Source organism: Microbacterium invictum (assembly GCF_014197265.1).
Lineage (GTDB): Bacteria > Actinomycetota > Actinomycetes > Actinomycetales > Microbacteriaceae > Microbacterium > Microbacterium invictum.
The window spans coordinates 3,421,694-3,440,188 of sequence record NZ_JACIFH010000001.1; the positions used below are offsets into that span (position 1 = coordinate 3,421,694).

The following is an 18,495-nucleotide window of genomic DNA, read 5'->3' on the forward strand; positions in this document are numbered from 1 at the left end:
GCCCGGTGCTGGTCGGGTGGACAGATGCGTCACCGCCGGAGCGATTCGCCGCGGGGCGGCGGCTCCTGGCCGATCTCGCCCGCGAGCTCGGCGGCCCCGAGTCGCTCACGGTGATCAGCCGGTGCGCCGTATGCGGCGGAGACCACGGCCGGCCGGTCGACCCCTCCGGTCGCTTCGCGCTGAGCGTCGGCTACGCGGCCGGCCTCGTCGCGGCGGCGGCGGTGCCGGCGACTGTCGCCCCCGAAGTGGGAGTCGACGTCGAGCGCACCGCTCCGGCATCCACTCGCGACAGCGGCGAACTCGCGAGCCTGTTCGCCCCGCGACCGGCGCCGGACCTGCGGGGATGGACGGCGATCGAAGCGGTGCTCAAGGCCGATGGGCGGGGACTGCTCGTTCCGCCCGATCGGGTCGTCTTCACGGGCGCACCCGGGGTCCTCCTCGGCGACGGCCGGCTCGCCACGGTACCCGGTGCCGGCGGGTCGTTCGAGGTGGTTCCGGTGCCCGCGCCGGAGGGGTTCGTGATCAGCGTCGCGATCGGGACGGCGTGGATGCCGGGGTCCTGACCCGGCTCTTCGCTCCCACGTCCGGCAATTCGGGCAGCGGATGCTCGAACAGCCAGGACTGGAAGAGGTCGACGTGCCGCGACCCGGACAGCTCCTCGACCAGGTCGAGGAAGTCGCCCGTCTCGGCCGTGGACCCGCCGAACCGCGCCGTCCACGTCTGCAGCAGCGCGAAGAACCCGTCGTCGCCGACGGTCAGCCGCAGCGCGTGCAGCGTGAGCGCGCCGCGCTTGTAGATGCGGTCGTCGAACATGTCGTCCGGACCGGGGTCGCCCACGATCAGGTCTTCGGGCAGCCGGGTCAGCAGATCGTAGTGCTCGGCGGCGCTGACGTGCGCGGCGGGGCCGCCGGACTCCTCGGCCCAGATCCACTCCGCGTAGCACGCGAACCCCTCGTTCAGCCAGATGTCTCTCCACTGCGCGAGGCCGACGCTGTTGCCGAACCACTGGTGGGCGAGCTCGTGCGCGACGAGCCGCTCGAGGCCGCCCTCGCCGTCGATGTGGTTGGCGCCGAAGATGCCCATGCTCTGCGCTTCGAGGGGGATCTCGAGGTCGTCAGGGGTGACCACGACCGTGTACCCGAGATGCGGGTAGGGGCCGAAGGACGCCTCGAAGACGTTCATCATCTGCGGCAGGTCGGCGAAGTCGGCGTGCACCCGGCCCGCGAGCGGGCGCGGGTAGAACAGGGTCCCGGTGGCGTCGCCCACGTCGACGGTCTCGCGGAAGTACCTGCCGATCTGGAGTGTGACGAGGTAGGTCGGAGTGGGTTCGTCGAGCCGGAACTCCCACACCGCCTTGCCCTTGCGGGTGCTCTTTGTCGCGGGGACGCCGGTCACCACCGTGTAGCCCGGGTCGGTGGCGATCTCGATGCGGTAGGTCGCCTTGTCGACGGGCACGTCGTTGCAGGGGAACCAGGTCGCCGCTCCCGTGGGCTGGGATGCCACGATGATGCCGTCCTCGAGCTCCTCCCAGCCGATCAGTCCCCAGCGGGTGCGGCGCGGCCGCGGCGCGCCGGCGTAGGTCACCGTGACGGTGAGCTCGGTGCCGGCCTCGACGGCGGCGCCGAGTGCGATGCGGACCTTCCGATCGGTCTGGCGGAAGCCGGCGCGGCTGTCCTGGGCCACGCGCACCCGGCTGACCTTGAGCCCGACGAGGTCGAGCAGCACGGTCTGCGTCGGGGCGAGGGTCCGGATGCGCAGCACGGCGGTGGCGGCGAGCCGGTTGGTCGACATCTTGTAGTCGAGCGTGAGGTCGTAGTGCTCCACCTGGATCGCGGCGTCGCCGCTCTGCGGTGTGTACGGATCGACGGTCATCACTCGGTCGCCTGATAGGCCCTGACCTTCACCGCCCGCCACGGACCGATCGGGTTGCCGCTCCAGCGGCTGCCGACGGGAACGACCTCACCCCGCATGACGAGGGATGCCGGGCCGACGGTCGCGTTCGCACCCAGCGCCGCCGCGGGGAGGATCACGCTGTGCGGGCCCAGGGTGGCACCGGCCTCCAGGGTGACGGTGTCGATGCTCATCACTCGATCATGGAACAGATGCGTCTGAACCACACATCCTCGGTTGACGGTCGCGCCGTCGCCGAGCGTGACGAGGTCGGGCTCGGGCAGCCAGTAGCTGTCGGTCCACACCCCGCGGCCCACCTTGGCGCCCAGTGAGCGCAGCCAGACGGCGAGGGCCGGCGTGCCGGCGGCGGCGCCGGCGAACCACGGCGCGGCGACCATCTCGGTGAAGGTGTCGGACACTTCGGTGCGCCACACGAAGCTCGACCAGAGCGGGTGCTCGCCCGGCCGGATGGGGCCGACGATCACCCACTTCGCCACGGTGGTGATGCCGGCGGCCACCGCGCCGGCGGCGAGCATGACACCGCCCGACAGCGCCCCGGCGACGGCGAGACCCCACGTGTCGAGCAGCCACGCGAGCGTTCCCAGGACGGCGAGGCCCAGTGCGCAGGTGACCACGACGGGGACGAACCGGCACAGCTCCCACAGTGCGCGGGCCACGCGCAGGCCGGTGCGGGGCCGGTAGGTGCGCTCGAGGTCCGAGTCGTTGACGACGCGGCGCAGACGCACGGCCGGCGATCCCAGCCACGACGAACCGGGCTTCGACTTCTCGGGGGCCACCGACAGCACCGCGACCAGGCCGTCCTTCGGGACGCGGTGCCCGGCCGACGCCGTGCCGGAGTTGCCCAGGAACGCGCGCTTGCCGATGCGGGCGGGCCCGACCCGCATCCAGCCGCCGCTGAGCTCATACGTGCCCACCATCGTGTCGTCGGCGAGGAATGCGCCGTCGTCGATCGTCGTCATCGAGGGGATGAGCAGCACGGTGGACGCCTCGACCTCACGCCCGACCCGGGCGCCGAGCATCCGCAGCCAGATGGGCGTGAACAGGCTCGAGTAGAGGGGGAACAGGATCGTCCGGGAGGAGTCGAGCAGACGCTCGGTCGTCCACGCCTGCCAGCCCACGCGGCTGCGCACCGGGTGCACGCCCGCCACGAGCCCGAGCGCCAGTAGGCGCACGAGCACCAGCACCGCACCGGCGAACACCACGCCCGTCACCAGCGTCGCCGGAACGAGCCAGATCAGCAGGCCCGGGATCGTGGCTGCCAGGCTGGCCGAACCGCGCACCCCCGCGGCCAGGACGAGCGCGCCGACGGCCATGGCCACGAAGGGGAGCAGCCCCAGGACCGCTGAGGAGAGCGCGTAGGCCCACAGCCACCGCCGGCCGGCCGGGGGACGATCGGACGCCATCGGCGTCGACGTCCCGCCGACGCGGGCGGCGGGGGACCCGGCCCAGCGCTGACCTGCGCGCACGCGGCCGAACACGGCCGAGCCCGGGGCGATCTCGGCACCCCGGCCGATCCGGGTGCCGGGAGCGAGTGTGCTGCGGGAGCCGATCGTCGCCCCCGCGCCGATACGGATGGCGCCGATGCGGACAGTGTCGCCGTCGATCCAGTAGCCGGTGAGATCCACCTCGGGTTCGATCGCCGCGCCCGCGCCGATCTCGAGCATGCCGGTCACCGGCGGCAGCGTGTGCAAGTCGACGTCCGCGCCGATGCGCGCACCGAGGGCGCGCGCGTAGTACGCGACCCACGGTGCACCGGCGAGGCCCACCGGGTCGACCTGCTGCGCGACCTGCTCGGCAAGCCACAGTCTCAGGTGCACTCCGCCGCCCCGCGGGTAGTCGCCGGGCTTGACCCCGGACAGCAGGATGCGCGCGGCAAGGGTCGACACCGCCATCCGGCCGAACGGCGTCACGAACACCACGAGACCCGCCAGCACCGCCCACGGCGGCGGGTCCGGCAGGAACTCGAAGCCCGGCACCAGCCGCAGCAGCCAGCTCGCGGTGAGCAGCCAGGTGATCCAGCGGGCACCGCTGAGGATGAACAGGGGGATGCCGGCGAGCGTCTGCACCCACTGCATGCGCCTCGGGGTGGGGTGCGCGGTGGAGAAGGATGCCGGTGTGTCGTCGCCGGAGGCTTCGTCCTCGACGGCATCGGCCATCTGACGCAGGCGCGGGAGGTCATAGACGTCGGCCATGGTGAACTCGGGAGCCCGGGTCCGGATCCGTGACACCAGCTGGGCAGCGGCGAGCGACCCGCCGCCGAACTGGAAGAAGTCCTCGTCCTCGTCGGCGGGGCGCGCGCCCAGCACGGCGACCCACTGCTCGGCCAGCCACGCCGCCGTACCCGACAGGCCGGAGTCCCCGGCATCCGTGTCCACCAGAGGCCACGGGAGCGCGGCCCGGTCGACCTTTCCGGAGGTGCGCACCGGGAGGTCTTCGATGACGGCGAGCAGCGGGATCAGGGGAGCCGGCAGCATCTCCGTCAGCTGCGCGCGAGCCTGTTGCCGGTCGAAGCCGTCATCGGGCACCACATAGCCGACCAGGAGTGACACGCCGGCCTCGGTCTTCTGCACGGCGACCGTCGCGCCCGACACCGCCGTGAGCGATTGCAGGGCTGCTTCGACCTCGCCGAGTTCGATGCGACGTCCGCCGATCTTGACCTGATCGTCGGCGCGACCCTGGAACAGCAGACCCTCCGGATCCGCGCGCACCAGGTCGCCGGAGCGGTACGCGCGGTCCCAGCCGAGGGTCGGCATGGGCGCGTACTTCTCGGCATCCTTCGCCGGATCGAGGTAGCGGGCCAGCCCGACACCGCCGATGATCAGTTCGCCGACCCCGCCCTCGGCGACGGGCAGGCCCTCGCCGTCGACGACGGCCAGCGCCCAGCCGTCGAGGGGCAGTCCGATCCGCACCGGCCCGTCGCCGGTCATGAGGGCGGCGCAGGCGACGACCGTCGCCTCGGTCGGTCCGTAGGTGTTCCACAGCTCGCGGCCGTCGCCGACGAGCCGGGCGACCAGCTCGGGCGGGCAGGCCTCGCCGCCGAAGATCAGCAGCCGGACGTTCTCGATCGCGTCGGCCGGCCACAGCGCCGCCAGGGTCGGCACGGTCGAGACGACGGTGATGGAGTGGCCGACCAGCCAGGGCCCGAGGTCTTCGCCCGACCGGACCAGAGCGCGGGGCGCGGGCACGAGGCACGCGCCGTGCCGCCACGCCAGCCACATCTCTTCGCACGACGCGTCGAAGGCGACGGACAGGCCCGCCAGCACGCGGTCGCCCGGGCGGAGCGGGTCGTCGGGCAGGAACATCCGGGCCTCGGCGTCGACGAACGCCGCCGCCGACCGGTGCGACACCGCGACGCCCTTCGGCACGCCGGTCGACCCCGAGGTGAAGATGATCCAGGCGTCGTCGTCGATGGTCGGCGGTGGCACGATCGGGGTCGCGCTCGAACTGGGATGCGGATCGTCGCCGTCGAACAGGCCAGCCGGCCTGGCTGCGGTGAGCGGAGCGGTCGGGCGGTAGACGCCGTGCGCTGTCACCACGCCGCGCACCCCGGCCTCGGTGAAGACCAGGTCGGCGCGCTCCTGCGGGTCGTCGGCGTCGACGGGTACGTAGGCGGCGCCGGCCGCCATGATCCCGAGGATCGCCACGTACAGCTCGCGATCGCCGGACGGCATGCGCACGCCGACCCGGTCGCCGCGTGCGACGCCGTGCTCGTGCAGCCGCGCCGCCATCTGCCACACCCGGGCGAGCAGCTCGGCATAGCTCAGCGCCCCGTCGGCGTCTTCGAGCGCGGACGCTTCGGGGTACCGCTTCGCGGCGGCGTGCAGGATGTCGATGAGGGTGCGCGGCGCCGGTGCCTCGCCGCGGCGGTCGAAGATCTGCTGCACGGCCGCGTCGATCACGCAGACAGCAGCTCGACCAGCGCGGCCTTGCTGAGCCGGGAGTAGCCGGTGCGGCCCGCGGCGCGGGCGCGGGCGCGGAGCTCGGCGACGGTGAGGGACGCGAGCTCGCCTGTGCCGGTGCCTGCATGTGCTGCGGCCGGTGCTGCGGGCTTCGCGGCGCCGGTTGCGGGTGCCGTGGCGGTGGCAGCGCGCCGGGTCACGGGTGCCTGCGCGGTGGTCGGCTTCACGACGGTCGCCGGCGGGGCAGCAACCTTGGCCGCAGACTTCGTCGACGCGGCCTTCTTGTCCGCCTTCGGCTTGTCCGCCTTCGGCTTGTCGGCCTTCGGCTTGTCCGCCTTCGGCTTGTCGGCCTTCGGCTTGTCGGCCTTCGGCTTGTCGGCCTTCGGCTTGTCGGCCTTCGGCTTGAGTGTGGCGACGGCCTTGGTGACGCGCTGGGCGGCGGCCGTGGCCCTCTTCTCGACCTTGGCGGGCTTGCGCGCGAGCTTCTTCTTCGAAACCTTCGCCGCGTCCTTGGCATCGCCGGCGAGTTCGCGCAGCTTCGTGGCATCCTTCTTCGGCAACGACCTGCTCAGCTTCTTGGCATCCTTCGCGGCAGCGGCCGCAGCCTCGATCGCCGACTCCGCGCGCAGTTCGGCCTTCGTCTTCTTCGCCATCGTGGACCCTTCCGTCATCCGCATCCATGAACAGGGACGCGGTCAGGGCAGAAAGCGTACAGGGCGAAGAAGAACGGAAGGCGGGGCCATGACGAACGATCTCGGGCCATGGGGAGCGTGTCGCCGGCGTGCGTCGGTCCGTCGCCGTTCGTTAGGGTATGCACGTGTCCCTCGATCGCCCACAGCCGCGCATGATCGACGTCGCGCGCCGCGCTGAACGCGTCTACGACAAGCTCACGGCGGGGTGCAGGTCGTACGCGGCATGACGAGCCCCGAGATCCACTTCGTCGCCGCGCTGGAGCAGTTCGAGCCGGCGGAGGCGGTTCGGCTGGCGGCGCTCGCCGACCGGGCCGGGTTCGCGGGGATGGTGGTGGCCGACAGGTTTCAGCCGTGGTTGCCCAGTCAAGGGAACGCGCCGTTCGTGTGGACGGTGCTCGGGGCCATCGGGCAGCAGACTGCCGGGCTGCTGACGGCCTCGGCGGTGGCGGGGTTCCGGATGCACCCCGCGGCGGTGGCGCAGGCCAGCGCGACGGTCGCCGCGCTGTATCCCGGCCGGCATCGGCTCGTGCTGTCGGCCGGCGACGCGATCGACGAGCATGTCGTGGGCGGCTACTGGCCCGAGGCCCCGGAGCGGGCGGCGCGGCTGTTCGAGGCGACCGATGTGATCCGCAAACTGTTCGCGGGCTCGGTCAAGGGCAACGACGTCCGGCACGCGGGGGAGCATTTCCGGCTGGAGACCGCGCGGATCTGGACGATGCCCGATGCTGCTCCACCGCTTCAGGTGTGGGCGGGTGGGCCGGTGACGGCCCGTCGCGCCGGGCGCGGCGGCGATGGGATCGTGGTGCAGGCCGGCCCCGCCACGCGGATGGCCGCACTGCTGGCCGCGTTCCGCGACGGCTCCCGGGACACCGGCCGCACGCAGGCGACGGCGACGGTGCACGCGCAGGTGTCGTGGGCGCCCACAGACGCGGCCGCCGAGCAGCAGGCGCTGCGGGAGTGGCCGATGGCGGGGCTGCGTTTCCCGCGCGGCGACATCCGGTCGCCGTTCGACGTCGACCAGCTCGCCCGGTCGGTCACCATCGACGACATCCGTGCCCGCATCCCGGTGTCGGCCGACCTCGACGTGCACCGCGCGCACCTGCAGGCCCTGCTCGATCTCGGGTTCGACACGGTGCACGTGCACAACGTCGGACGCAATCAAGACGCATGGATCGACGTCTTCACCCGCGACGTCCTCCCGCACCTGACGAAATGAGCACATGGAGAAGCTGAGCGTGTGGGCCCTGCCCGGGATGCCGGAGGTGCGCGCCGGCGCCGACCTCGCCGTGCTGATCCTCGACGCCGTCGAGCGCACCGCTGAACCGCTCGTGGACGGCGACATCCTCGTGGTGACCTCGAAGATCGTCTCGAAGGCCGAGGGTCGCACGGTGCAGGCAGACGACCGCGAGGCTGCGATCAGTGCGGAGACGGTCCGGGTGGTCGCGACCCGTCCGCGCGGCGACGGCGGGGTGACCCGGATCGTGCAGAACCGGCTCGGCATCGTGGGCGCCGCGGCGGGGGTCGACGCATCCAACGCCGAGCCCGGGACGATCCTGCTGCTGCCGCTCGACCCCGACGCGTCAGCTCGGGCGCTCGCAGGCGAACTGCGCCGCCGGTCCGGTGCCGACATCGGCGTCATCGTGAGTGACACGCTCGGCCGGCCGTGGCGGGACGGACAGACCGACGTGGCGATCGGCGCCGCGGGCGTCGAGGTGTTCGATCGGATGCAGGGCCGCGTCGACAGCGCCGGCAAACCTCTGGTCGTGACGCTCCCGTGCGTGGCCGACGAACTGGCCGCCGCGGGCGATCTGGTCAAGGGCAAGCTGAGCGGGTGCCCGGTCGCCATCGTGCGCGGCATGGGGCGGCTCGTGGGACCGCTGACGCTCCCGGGGGCGGCGAGCATCGTGCGACCGGCAGAGAAGGACATGTTCCACCTGGGCGCCGACGAGGCGCACCGGGAGGGTTTCGACGAGGGATACGCGGCGGGACTCGCCGCGTCGAGGTGACGTGCGCGGCGGTCGCGCCGCCTCGATGTGAGGGAGATGATCATGGCATTGACGTTGGGTTACAAGGCTTCGGCGGAGCAGTTCGGGCCGCGGGAGCTGGTCGAGATCGCGGTGGCCGCGGAGGGGCACGGGTTCGAGTCGGTGGCGGTGAGCGACCACTTCCAGCCGTGGCGGTACACCGGCGGGCATGCGCCGTTCTCGCTGGCGTGGGCGGCGGCGGTGGGGGAGCGGACGAGCCGGATCCGGATCGGGACGAGTGTGATGACCCCCACGTTCCGGTACAACCCGGCGGTGATCGCGCAGGCGTTCGCGACCCTCGGGATGCTGAACCCCGACCGCGTGTTCCTGGGGGTGGGCACCGGTGAGGCGCTCAACGAGATCGCGACCGGGTTCCAGGGTGCGGGCGAGCAGGAGTGGCCGGAGTTCAAGGACCGGTTCGCGCGGCTGCGGGAAGCGGTGCGGCTGATGCGGGCGCTGTGGACCGGGGACCGCGTCTCGTTCGAGGGGGACTACTACTCCACGCACGAGGCATCCATCTACGACGTCCCCGAAGGCGGCATCCCGGTCTACATCGCCGCAGGCGGCCCGCTGGTGGCGAAGTACGCCGGCCGGGCCGGTGACGGGTTCATCTGCACGTCGGGCAAGGGCCGGGAGCTGTATGTCGACAAGCTGGTCCCCGCGGTCAAGGAGGGCGCCGCGGCAGCCGGCCGCGACTTCGCGCAGATCGACCGGATGATCGAGATCAAGCTGTCGTATGAGGAGACCACCGAGGCGGCGCTGGAGAACACCAGGTTCTGGGCGCCGCTGTCGCTGTCGAAGGAGCAGAAGCACGACATCACCGACCCGATCCAGATGGAGCAGGCCGCCGACGCGCTGCCCATCGAGCAGGTGGCGAAGCGGTGGATCATCGGGACGGATCCGGATGCCGTGGTCGCGCAGATCAAGGATTATGTGGACTGGGGCTTCACCCACCTCGTCTTCCACGCCCCCGGCCACGACCAGGAGCGCTTCATGACCCTCTTCGCACGCGACCTGGCCCCGCGGCTGCGCGCGCTGTAGGCGCACCGCTCGCGCCGACCGCGCCGACCGCGCCGTGGACGACTGCCGGCATCCGTCCCGTGTGCGGCAGTCGTCAGCGCCGGTCGGCGTCGAGACCCAGTGCGAGCCGACCGGCGTGCATGAGGGTCTCCTCGGGCGTCAGCGGATGGAATGCCGCGGCGCGCACATCGCGGTAGGCCCGCTCGATGATCGACCCTTTGAAGTAGGCGCGGCCCCCGGCCAGCGCCATCGCGGCATCCGTCACCGCCACCCCCGTGCGGGCGATCTCTGCTTTCGCCGCCATCACGGCCGCGAACGTCTCGATCGACGGCTGCGGGTCGTCTCCCACGAGCCGCAGCGCGCCGTCGAGAGCCCAGGATGCGACGCGCAGCCGCTGGCTCATCTCGCCGACCTGTCGCTGGACGAGGGGATCATCAGCCGTGCCGGCGACCCCCGCGACCGCCGCAGCGTACGCCGACTCGGCGACGCCGAGGTAGACGGCGGCGATGACCGAGAAGCCGATGCTCGCGATCACCTGCAGCGGCGCATCGATGACGCCCCAGGGCCGATCGGCGAGCACCGCCTGCGCCGGGACGAACACGTCGGTCAGATCGATGTTGTTGCTCGCGGTGCCGCGCATGCCCAGCGTGTTCCAGTTGTCGGCCACGTGAACGCCCGGAGCCGCGAACGGCACGGCGACATTGATCACCCGTCGGCCGCGCTCGAGGTCGTCGACCGTGAACATCGTCGACATCACGGTGCCGGCCGGGGAGAGGCTCGCAAATCGCTTCGTGCCCGAGACGCGATAGCCGCCCTCGACCGGCACCGCGGTGCCGTTGGGCCGGGTGAAGTCGTCACCTCCGGTGGACACGAGCAGAACACCGTCGTCTGCGACGCGGCGCAGCGTGGCCTCGGCGCCGGGCAGGCCGCGCCGGTAGCGCCACGTGGTGAAGCGCACGACGTGCTGGTGCATCGCGGTCGCCAGCGCCGTCGAGCCGCAGTGGTGGGCGAGCTCCCGCTGCAGCGCGGCGAGTTCGGCCACGGTGGCGCCGTCGCCGCCGAGCTCGACCGGAACGGCCGCTTTCAGCAGTCCCGCGTCGCGCATCGCGGCGAGGCCCTCTTCGACGAAGGTGCCGTCGGCGTCGTGGCGTGCGGCGTGCTCGGCGAGCACCGGCCCGATCAGCGAGGCGCGTTCTTGCAGGGTCAGGGTTTCTTCGAGTGTGTCCATGGAGTTCACGATCCCGGCATCCGCCCACCGCCCCCAGTGCACGGATCGGACTCGGCTGGTACAGATTCGTGACTACCCAGGCGGCGATCGCGGTGGGACCATGGGGCATGGCCGACTACGGCAGTTACTGTCCGATCGCGCTGGGCAGCGAGATCGTCGCAGATCGATGGACGCCCCTGATCCTGCGCGAGATGATCATCGGCAACACCCGCTTCAACGACATCGCCCGCGGGCTTCCCGGCATCTCGCGGTCGCTGCTCGTGCAGCGGCTGCGGCACCTGGAGAGCCGCGGCGTGGTCGAGACGTGGCCGTCGCCGACGGGCAAGGGCCATGAGTATCACCTCACGCCCGCGGGACAGGACCTCCAGGGGGTCATCCTGGGCCTGGGTCGCTGGGCGATCGAGTGGCTCTTCGAAGAGCTGCGGCCGCACGACGTCGACTCGCTCACCCTCACCTGGTGGATGCATCGGCGGGTCAACCCCGAGCGGTTCCCGCCCCACCGCGTGGTCGTCGAGTTCCGGCACACCGCGCCGCAGCGCGACACCTACTGGCTCGTGCTCGACCACGGCGAGGCCTCGGTCTGCCTGCAGCACCCCGGATTCGATGTGGACGTGATCGTCACCTCGACCACCGGGAGTCTCGCGGACGTGTTCCAGGGCTACCGCCGCTGGCCCGAGGCGGTCGCCGACGGCCGCATCGAGATCGACGGGTCGCCGCGCCTGGTGCACGCGCTGCCCTCGTGGTTCTCGTGGAGCCCGTTCGTGGACGTCACCTACGAACGGGCCGAGCGGGCAGCGCGCGCGGCGCTGGCCGGGTGAACGACCCGCGCCGGATCGGGGAGTGGCTGGGTGCGCGACGGCGGCGCTCGGATAGGGGTCGCTTGTGGGCGCGTCCGCGTGCGTGATGCGGCAACACGTGACCCCGATTCGGGGGAGTGCCTGGGTGCGCGACGGCGGCGCTCGGATAGTGGTCGCTCGTGGTCGTGTCCGCGCGCGCGATGCGGCAACACGTGACCCCGATTCGGGGGAGTGGCCTGGCCGGGAGTGCCCGGCACCGAAGGCCTCGAGCGGCGGGTGGTGTCAGGGCCCGGTCGTCACGACCTGAGGCCCCGCGGAGTCAGCCCGCGCACTGCCCTCGAGCGGCGAGAACGCGATGAGCGGTGTGCCGTCGACGGGGTGGGTGACGACGTCGGCGCGGACGCCGTAGACGAGTTCGATGAGCTCCGCGGTGAGTGTCTCCGAGGGGGCTCCGGATGCCACGACGCGACCCTCGGCGACCACGATGACCTGATCGGCGTAGCGCGCTGCGAGGGTCAGGTCGTGCAGGGCCGCGAGCACCGCGATGCCGCTGTCGGCCAGCGCGCGCAGCAGCGACAGCGTGTGCAGCTGAGCGCGGATGTCGAGGTGGTTGGTCGGCTCGTCGGCGAGCAGCAGCGTGGGTTCTTGCGCGAGGGCGCGCGCCAGCAGCACGCGCTGGCGCTCACCTCCCGAGAGCTCGTGGAACCGGCGATCGGCGAAGGCACCGGCATCCACCCTCTCGAGAGCGGCACGCGCGATCTCGGTGTCGTGCGCGCCGGGACTGCCCAGAAGGGGGATGTGCGGGGTGCGCCCGAGGAGGACGACATCGGCGGCGACCAGATCGAGGTCGGTCTCGGCCTGCTGCTCGACCAGTGCGCTGTAGCGGGCGCGGTCGCGGCGCCGCAGCGCGCGGGTGTCGGTTCCTCCGAACGCGATGGCACCGGACTGGGGCACCTCGACGGCGGCGATGAGGTGCAGCAGGGTCGACTTGCCGGCGCCGTTGGGGCCGACCAGGGCGGTGAGCGATCCCGCCTCGACGCTGCAGTCTATGCCGTCGATGATCATCCGCCCGTTGTGCGCGAACGAGACGGCGCTGGCGCGCAGCACGGTCATGAGATTCTCCGGGAGCGCAGCAGCAGGACGGCGAACAGCGGTGCGCCGATGAGGGCGGTGACGACGCCGACGGGCAGTTCGCGCGGGTCGAACAGCGTGCGGGCGAGGGTGTCGGCCCACACCAGGAAGATCGCCCCGGTGAGCAGCGACAGCGGCAGCAGGGCGCGGTGGCGCGCGCCGACGAGCAGCCGGACGGCGTGGGGCACGACGAGCCCGATGAATCCGATCGAGCCGCTCACCGCCACCAGGCATCCGGTGAGCAGCGCGGTGGCGCCCAGCAGCACCCAGCGGGTGCGTCCGACCGCGATCCCCAGCGAAGCGGCGGCGCGATCTCCGAACGCGAACGCGTCGAGCGCGCCCGCACTGGCCAGCAGCGGCAGGCCGATGACGGCGATCGCGACCAGCGCGATGACCGCGGTCGGCCACGTGACGCCGGCGAGCGAGCCGAGCAGCCAGCTGAGGATCTCGCGGTAGCTGTCGCCGGTCGCGCTCCAGAAGATGACGAGACTCGTCAGCGCCCCGAGCACGGCCGACACGGCGATGCCGGCCAGGATCGTGCGCGACGAGGTGATGCGCCCGACGGCGCCGGCGAGGGCAAGGGTGGCGACGAGGGCGGCGAGCGCCCCCGCGAACGCGGCGATCGGCAGGGCCACGGTGAAGCCCAGCACGATGACCGTGACGGCCCCGAACGAGGCGCCCGAGGACAGGCCGAGCAGATAGGGGTCGGCGAGCGGGTTGCGGAGCACCGCCTGCATGATCGCGCCGCACAGCGCCAGCCCGGCTCCGACCGCCGCCGCGGCGAGGACCCGCGGCATCCGCAGTTCCCAGACGATTCCATCGCGCAGGGGCGACAGCGCCGATTCACCCAGGCCCAGGTGCGCGAGGATCGTGCCCCACACATCATCGGCCGACAGCTCGGCGGGGCCCAGCGTCACGCTCACCACGATCGACACCGCGAGAGCGACGACGAGGACGACCGCCCATGCGCCGGTGCGCACACCGCGCCACCGCGGCGACGAGGCCGGGGCTGCAGGCGGTGCGGGGGCGAGGACGGTCACGGCAGATCGAGCTCCTCCAGCTGCGTGAGCAGGGACTGGACCGCCTCGACGTTGCGCACGCCGGCTTCGGCCGCGGGGAACGGCACGACGAGGTAGCGGCCCTCCACGACGGCGGGCAGCGCGGCGGTGGCCGGGTTGGCCTCGAGCACGCCGATCTTCTTCTCGGTCGAGCCCCACGCCGAATCCACGAGCACGATGACGTCGGGGTTCGCGTCGACGACGGCCTCCCAGCTCAGGCTCGACCACGTCTCGTCGATGTCGGCGGCGATGTTGGTGAGGCCCGTGGCATCCAGCATCATCTGCGGAGCACCGATGCCCGCGCCCACGAACGGGGTGTCGCTGCCCGAGCTGTACCAGAGGGCGGTGAGGCCTCGACCGTCGGGCGTCAGCGCGTCGAGTGCCGCGCGCTGCGCATCGATCAGCGCCGTCGCCCGGTCGGGTACGTCGAAGATCGCCCCCATCTCGGCGATGTCGGCGAACACGTCGTCGAACGACAGCGGGTTCGGCTGGTACTCCGGCTCCTGGCAGGCCGACGGGCTCACATAGGTGTCGACCCCGAGGGTGGCGAGCGTCTCGCGGTCGCCCGCGCCGTCGGCGGTCACGTTCGACTCCCACCCGGCGTAGACGAGGTCGGGTTCGAGGTCGAGCGTCGCCTCCTGACCGGGCACCTTGTCGGAGATGACCGGAACGCCGGCGGCGCGGTCGGCCCACTCGGGCGAAGGCTCGCCGTCCGAGAACGCGGTGCCGATCAGCGTGTCTTCGAGGCCGAGCGCGAGCACCATCTCGATCGAGGTCGACTTGATCGCCAGCACCCGCTCGGGTGCCGCATCGAAGGTGATCGACGTGCCGCAGTTGTCGATCGTCAGCGGGTACGCGTATGCGGGTGCCTCGGTGGGGGTGGATGCCGGTGGCGCGGCGTCGGCGGCAGTGCAGCCGGCGAGGGCGAACGCGGCGAGAACGGCGAAAGCGGATGCCGGGAATCGGCGGGGGAACGCGGGCATGAGGCTCCTGGGCGCAAGTCGACAGACGAATGACAAGCGGCCAAGGTCACGGCCGGGGGTCCCGCCAAGAAGGGCGGGTGTGGCGTCAGTCTACTGAAGGGCCACGGTGCCATGACGCAGCGAGCGAATTCACCCGGTTCGAGCCCCTTGCTCTCGCCGAACCCGCCCGATGCGCGTTCCACCGGCGTGAGCTGCAGAACGCCGAGGTCTTGCGATAGCGGCTGCGCATGAATGAGGAATCTCTCATTCCCAGAAATAGTTAACAATGTGTATTGCAGATTGTTACCAAGCAGGTCTAGCTTGACGCTCAGAGCACGCTCGAAGAGGAGCATGCGGCGACGGAAGGATCCGTGTTGTCAGAAAACGATGCACTGAGGAGAACCCGAGCACGCAGTTCTGTGCGCGGGATGGGCAGAGCGGCCCTCGCACTGGGGGTGGCAGCCGTGCTGGCTGTCGGCGCACTTCCGCTGACGGGAGCCGCGCACATCGGACGAGGGCAGGGTCCTGGAGCGGGATCAGGGCACGGCAAAGTCATCGATGCCGAAGATGCTGCGCTTGCGTTCGACGCCACCGCCTACACGACGATCGGCGTCACGATCGACGGGGTCGACACGCCGGTGCGGTGGTACAAGGAGGTTTGCTACGTTGCCGACCCCATCGAGGTGGCTACCACGCAGAACGGGCGGCCCATTGAGAACACCGCCTGCGGATACCAGAGCATGAACATCTTCGTCCCCGAGAGTACCGTGGGTGACGACGACACGGCGCTCTACTTCGCCGTCAACAACGGCGGATGGATGGCCAGCTACATCCGGGCGTCCGTCACCGACGGAGCGTCGTACGCGAGTGCCACGAGTAACGTCGGCGCAGCGTTGAAGGCGGGCTATGTCTTCATCGACGTCGCCAGCCGTTCGCGAGGGCTCGTCGCCGCCGACGGCAGCTATGCAGGGAAGTCGCCCGCAGCCGCCGTCGATGCGAAGGCCGCCGTGCGCTACCTGCGACTCAATGACAAGGCGATGCCCGGCAGTGCCGAGCGAATCGTCATCAACGGCACGAGCGGAGGCGGTGCCCAGGTCTCGATTCTGGGGGCGTCGGGCAACAGCAAGGACTACCTGCCGTATCTCTCCGAGATCGGCGCGGCCGGTGTCGACCGCAAAGGCAAGAGCACGCTCGACGACGACATCTTCGCCGTGGTGGCCTACTGCCCGATCACCGACATGGGCAACGCCGACATCGCGTACGAGTGGCTCTACACCGTGCTTGACACCCGGGAGATCGTTGGAGCGAGCCCCGCCCCCGACGCGAGTGCCACGCTTGCCGCGGCATACCCCGCGTACCTGAAGAGTCTCAAGCTGCGCACGAGCGAGGGGGCGAAGCTCACGTCGAGCACGATGATCGATGCGCTCGCCGCTGAGGTCGCCCGCTCGGCCGAGGCCTTCATGGCGGCGGATCCGGCACACACGGTTCCCGACCTCGGCGACGACATCGTCATCACCGGCAGTGGTGCGGGGACCTACGTGAACGACTGGATCGACGTCGACAACGAGACCGACACCGTCGTCTCAGTCGATATGAAGAACTACCTCGCGTTCGTGGCCTCGCAGAACCTGCTGAAACCTGCGCCGTCGTTCGATCAAACCGCAGTCACGGTACCGGGCTCGGGCGGCGGCCCCGGTACCGGGGAATCGAATCTGTACGGCACGCCCGCCCAGGTCTACTCGAACTTCACGGAGTACAGCTGGAACAACAACGGCATCGCGGGTGATGGCGTCGGTCTCGACGACACCGGGCTGACGTGGAACACACTGCTCAAGAAGCGCTCGACGATCGTCGATGAGCAGGTCGATCTCATCGACCCGTTGCAATACATCGGCACAAGCGCCGACACCGCGCCGTACTGGTATGTGCGCCACGGCACGCGTGACCGCGACACGTCGCTCACGATCTCGCTCACCCTCGATCGTGCCCTCGATGCCGATCGCGGCGTGCGCGATGTCGACTACCTGCTCGCGTGGGACCGTCCGCACTCGGGCAACTACGACGTGCCCGAGGCTATGGCGTGGGTCGCTGAGTCGCTCGCCGCTGCGGATGCCAAGGACGCAGGCACCAAGCGCCGCTGACCGTCGCCTGATGGGCGCCCGCCGACGGGGCGGGCGCCCATCTCGCGTGCTGCGGTGGCGTCAGCGCGCGGCGCGCAGACTCTTCAGCCACTCGATCGCCGGGCTGACCAAGAGGGTCTCGAACTGGTGGTCGGCGTGGCTGGCTTCTCGCAGGACACGCAGCACGACCTCGGCGCCCCCCGCGCGCAGCGCATCGGCGAGGATGAGCGTCTGCTGGTAGGGGATGAGTCGGTCGTTCGTGCCGGTTGCGAGGAAGAAGGGCGGCAGCGTCGTCGCGGTGGGGACGTAGGTGATCGGGTTCGCGGAGGCGACGAGATCGGGCGAATCGGCTACCGAGGCGCCGAGGAACCGCGACTCGGGTGAGTCGGGGCCGCTGTGCTCCTGCACCGGCGGACCGTCTCCGGTGGGCGGCTCCGCCGCGAACTGCTCGTCCATGACCGAGAAGTCCGACGGGCCGTACCAGTCGATCACCGCCGACACATGTGAGTCGTCCCCGGGAGTATCGAACGCGGTCCGCTGACTGCCCAGCACGCCGAGCATCGCGGCGAGATACCCGCCGGCCGACCGGCCCCAGGCGGCGAAGAAGTCCGGGTCGAGATTCCAGCGGTCGGCGTGCATACGGAGAAATCCGGTGGCACGCTTGACATCTTGGATCGCCGCCGGGAAGAGCGCTTCCCGCGACAGGCGGTAGTCGATCGACGCGACGGCGAATCCGGCATCCAGCAGGGCGGGAACGGCTGCGAGCTCCCACGTGCGGTCGCCCATCATGAAGGCGCCGCCGTGGATCGTGAGGACGAGTGGGGTGGGGCCGGGGGTGTCGGGCATGTACAGATCGAGCACCTGGTGCAGGGAGTCATCACCGTATGAGACGGTGATCGTCGGGACGACGACCTTCTCGTTGTGCCGGAGCGGGTTGACCTTGCGAGCGAGTTCGCGGATGCCGGAAGATGCCAGCGCACCGCCCTCGCGGAAGGATTCGAGCGCCCCGATCACCGAGCCGATGTGTGCGCGCATCGCCTCTTCCGCGGCGACGGGATCGTGGGCGCAGACAGCGTCGATGATGGCGAGATGCTCGCGCAGCGCCGCCGCCGGACGGCCCGGCACCAGGGCGAGGACGAACTGGTGCTGCACGATCTGTGCACCCAGCTGCTCGAGGATCTTCGTGGCGGGTTCGTGTGCGGCGATCGTGCGCAGTGTCGTGTGAAGTTCTCCGTTCACCTGCGAATAGCGCACGACTTCGAACCGCTGCACGGCCTCGCGCATCGACTCCGCGAGCCCGTGCAGGTGGGCGGCGTCGTCCGCAGTCGCCCGCTGTGCGGCGCGGGCGGCGACGAGTCCTTCCACCGCCCGGCGCACCTCGGTCAGCATGATCGCGTCGTCCACGGATATCTCGCGGACGCGCGCCCCACGATTGGGCTCGATATCGACGAGCCCTTCGGATGCCAGCTGGACGAGGGCCTTGCGCACGATGAATCTGCTCGTGTCGTAGTCGGTCGCGAGATCGGCTTCGACAAGTCTCTCGCGGGGCGCGTACTCGCCGCCGAGAATGGCCCCCCGCAGCTTGGGAAGCACCTGATTCGTCGATGCCATCGTTCCTCCACTTCCGGCTTATCACAGTAGTGCCCCCGGATT

General features: G+C 70.9%; 14 protein-coding genes. 6 read left to right on the plus strand and 8 right to left on the minus strand.

Features of this window, described 5'->3' with window-relative positions; genetic code table 11:
- The first annotated feature begins 5 nt into the window (after positions 1-5).
- The gene (locus tag BKA10_RS15785; RefSeq protein ID WP_183500841.1) at positions 6-563 is read left to right on the plus strand and encodes a 4'-phosphopantetheinyl transferase family protein; all 558 of its coding nucleotides are present in this window, start codon (positions 6-8) and stop codon (positions 561-563) included.
- On the opposite strand, the gene BKA10_RS15790 is transcribed toward BKA10_RS15785, so the two are convergent.
- Genes BKA10_RS15790 through BKA10_RS15800 form a run of 3 tightly spaced genes read right to left on the minus strand, consistent with a single transcriptional unit; the run spans position 523 to position 6,463 of the window.
- Positions 523-1,872: a M1 family metallopeptidase gene (locus BKA10_RS15790; protein ID WP_183500842.1), complete on the minus strand. Its 1,350-nt coding sequence runs from the start codon at positions 1,870-1,872 to the stop codon at positions 523-525. The two genes, BKA10_RS15785 and BKA10_RS15790, sit on opposite strands and share 41 nt — an antisense overlap.
- Positions 1,872-5,810, minus strand: coding sequence for a Pls/PosA family non-ribosomal peptide synthetase (locus tag BKA10_RS15795; protein ID WP_248199162.1), 3,939 nt, complete (start codon positions 5,808-5,810; stop codon positions 1,872-1,874). The genes BKA10_RS15790 and BKA10_RS15795 overlap by 1 nt, the downstream gene beginning before the upstream one ends.
- Positions 5,807-6,463, minus strand: a complete 657-nt coding sequence (locus BKA10_RS15800; protein WP_183500843.1) for a hypothetical protein — start codon at positions 6,461-6,463, stop codon at positions 5,807-5,809. The genes BKA10_RS15795 and BKA10_RS15800 overlap by 4 nt, the downstream gene beginning before the upstream one ends.
- 262 nt (positions 6,464-6,725) lie before the next feature.
- Between BKA10_RS15800 and BKA10_RS15805 the strand changes: the two genes are divergently transcribed.
- The 3 genes from BKA10_RS15805 to fgd are packed head-to-tail and all read left to right on the plus strand — an operon-like array spanning position 6,726 to position 9,567.
- On the plus strand, positions 6,726-7,718 hold the full coding sequence (locus tag BKA10_RS15805) for a TIGR03557 family F420-dependent LLM class oxidoreductase (RefSeq protein ID WP_183500844.1): 993 nt from the start codon (positions 6,726-6,728) through the stop codon (positions 7,716-7,718).
- Between the two features lie 4 nt (positions 7,719-7,722).
- Positions 7,723-8,508: a coenzyme F420-0:L-glutamate ligase gene (cofE, locus tag BKA10_RS15810; RefSeq protein ID WP_183500845.1), complete on the plus strand. Its 786-nt coding sequence runs from the start codon at positions 7,723-7,725 to the stop codon at positions 8,506-8,508.
- 42 nt (positions 8,509-8,550) lie between these two features.
- Positions 8,551-9,567 carry a glucose-6-phosphate dehydrogenase (coenzyme-F420) gene (gene fgd / locus BKA10_RS15815; RefSeq protein WP_206686713.1) on the plus strand — a complete coding sequence of 339 codons (1,017 nt, stop codon included), beginning with the start codon at positions 8,551-8,553 and terminating at the stop codon, positions 9,565-9,567.
- A gap of 73 nt (positions 9,568-9,640) precedes the next feature.
- Here the strand turns inward: fgd and BKA10_RS15820 are convergent, their stop codons facing one another.
- Positions 9,641-10,774 carry an acyl-CoA dehydrogenase family protein gene (locus tag BKA10_RS15820; RefSeq protein WP_183500847.1) on the minus strand — a complete coding sequence of 378 codons (1,134 nt, stop codon included), beginning with the start codon at positions 10,772-10,774 and terminating at the stop codon, positions 9,641-9,643.
- Positions 10,775-10,842: 68 nt separating this feature from the next.
- On the opposite strand from BKA10_RS15820, the gene BKA10_RS15825 reads away from it, so the two are divergent.
- Positions 10,843-11,592, plus strand: coding sequence for a winged helix-turn-helix transcriptional regulator (locus tag BKA10_RS15825; protein WP_248199155.1), 750 nt, complete (start codon positions 10,843-10,845; stop codon positions 11,590-11,592).
- Positions 11,593-11,853: 261 nt separating this feature from the next.
- Here the strand turns inward: BKA10_RS15825 and BKA10_RS15830 are convergent, their stop codons facing one another.
- The 3 genes from BKA10_RS15830 to BKA10_RS15840 are packed head-to-tail and all read right to left on the minus strand — an operon-like array spanning position 11,854 to position 14,743.
- A complete protein-coding gene (locus BKA10_RS15830; RefSeq protein ID WP_183500848.1) occupies positions 11,854-12,684 on the minus strand; it encodes an ABC transporter ATP-binding protein in 831 nt (276 codons plus the stop codon).
- On the minus strand, positions 12,681-13,742 hold the full coding sequence (locus BKA10_RS15835) for a putative F420-0 ABC transporter permease subunit (protein WP_183500849.1): 1,062 nt from the start codon (positions 13,740-13,742) through the stop codon (positions 12,681-12,683). The genes BKA10_RS15830 and BKA10_RS15835 overlap by 4 nt, the downstream gene beginning before the upstream one ends.
- On the minus strand, positions 13,739-14,743 hold the full coding sequence (locus BKA10_RS15840) for a putative F420-0 ABC transporter substrate-binding protein (RefSeq protein ID WP_183500850.1): 1,005 nt from the start codon (positions 14,741-14,743) through the stop codon (positions 13,739-13,741). Before BKA10_RS15840 ends, BKA10_RS15835 begins: the two co-directional genes overlap by 4 nt.
- 407 nt (positions 14,744-15,150) lie before the next feature.
- On the opposite strand from BKA10_RS15840, the gene BKA10_RS15845 reads away from it, so the two are divergent.
- Positions 15,151-16,863, plus strand: a complete 1,713-nt coding sequence (locus tag BKA10_RS15845) for a subtype B tannase (RefSeq protein WP_183500851.1) — start codon at positions 15,151-15,153, stop codon at positions 16,861-16,863.
- A 60-nt stretch (positions 16,864-16,923) separates the two neighbouring features.
- On the opposite strand, the gene BKA10_RS15850 is transcribed toward BKA10_RS15845, so the two are convergent.
- The gene (locus BKA10_RS15850; protein WP_183500852.1) at positions 16,924-18,453 is read right to left on the minus strand and encodes an FCD domain-containing protein; all 1,530 of its coding nucleotides are present in this window, start codon (positions 18,451-18,453) and stop codon (positions 16,924-16,926) included.
- Positions 18,454-18,495: the final 42 nt, after the last annotated feature.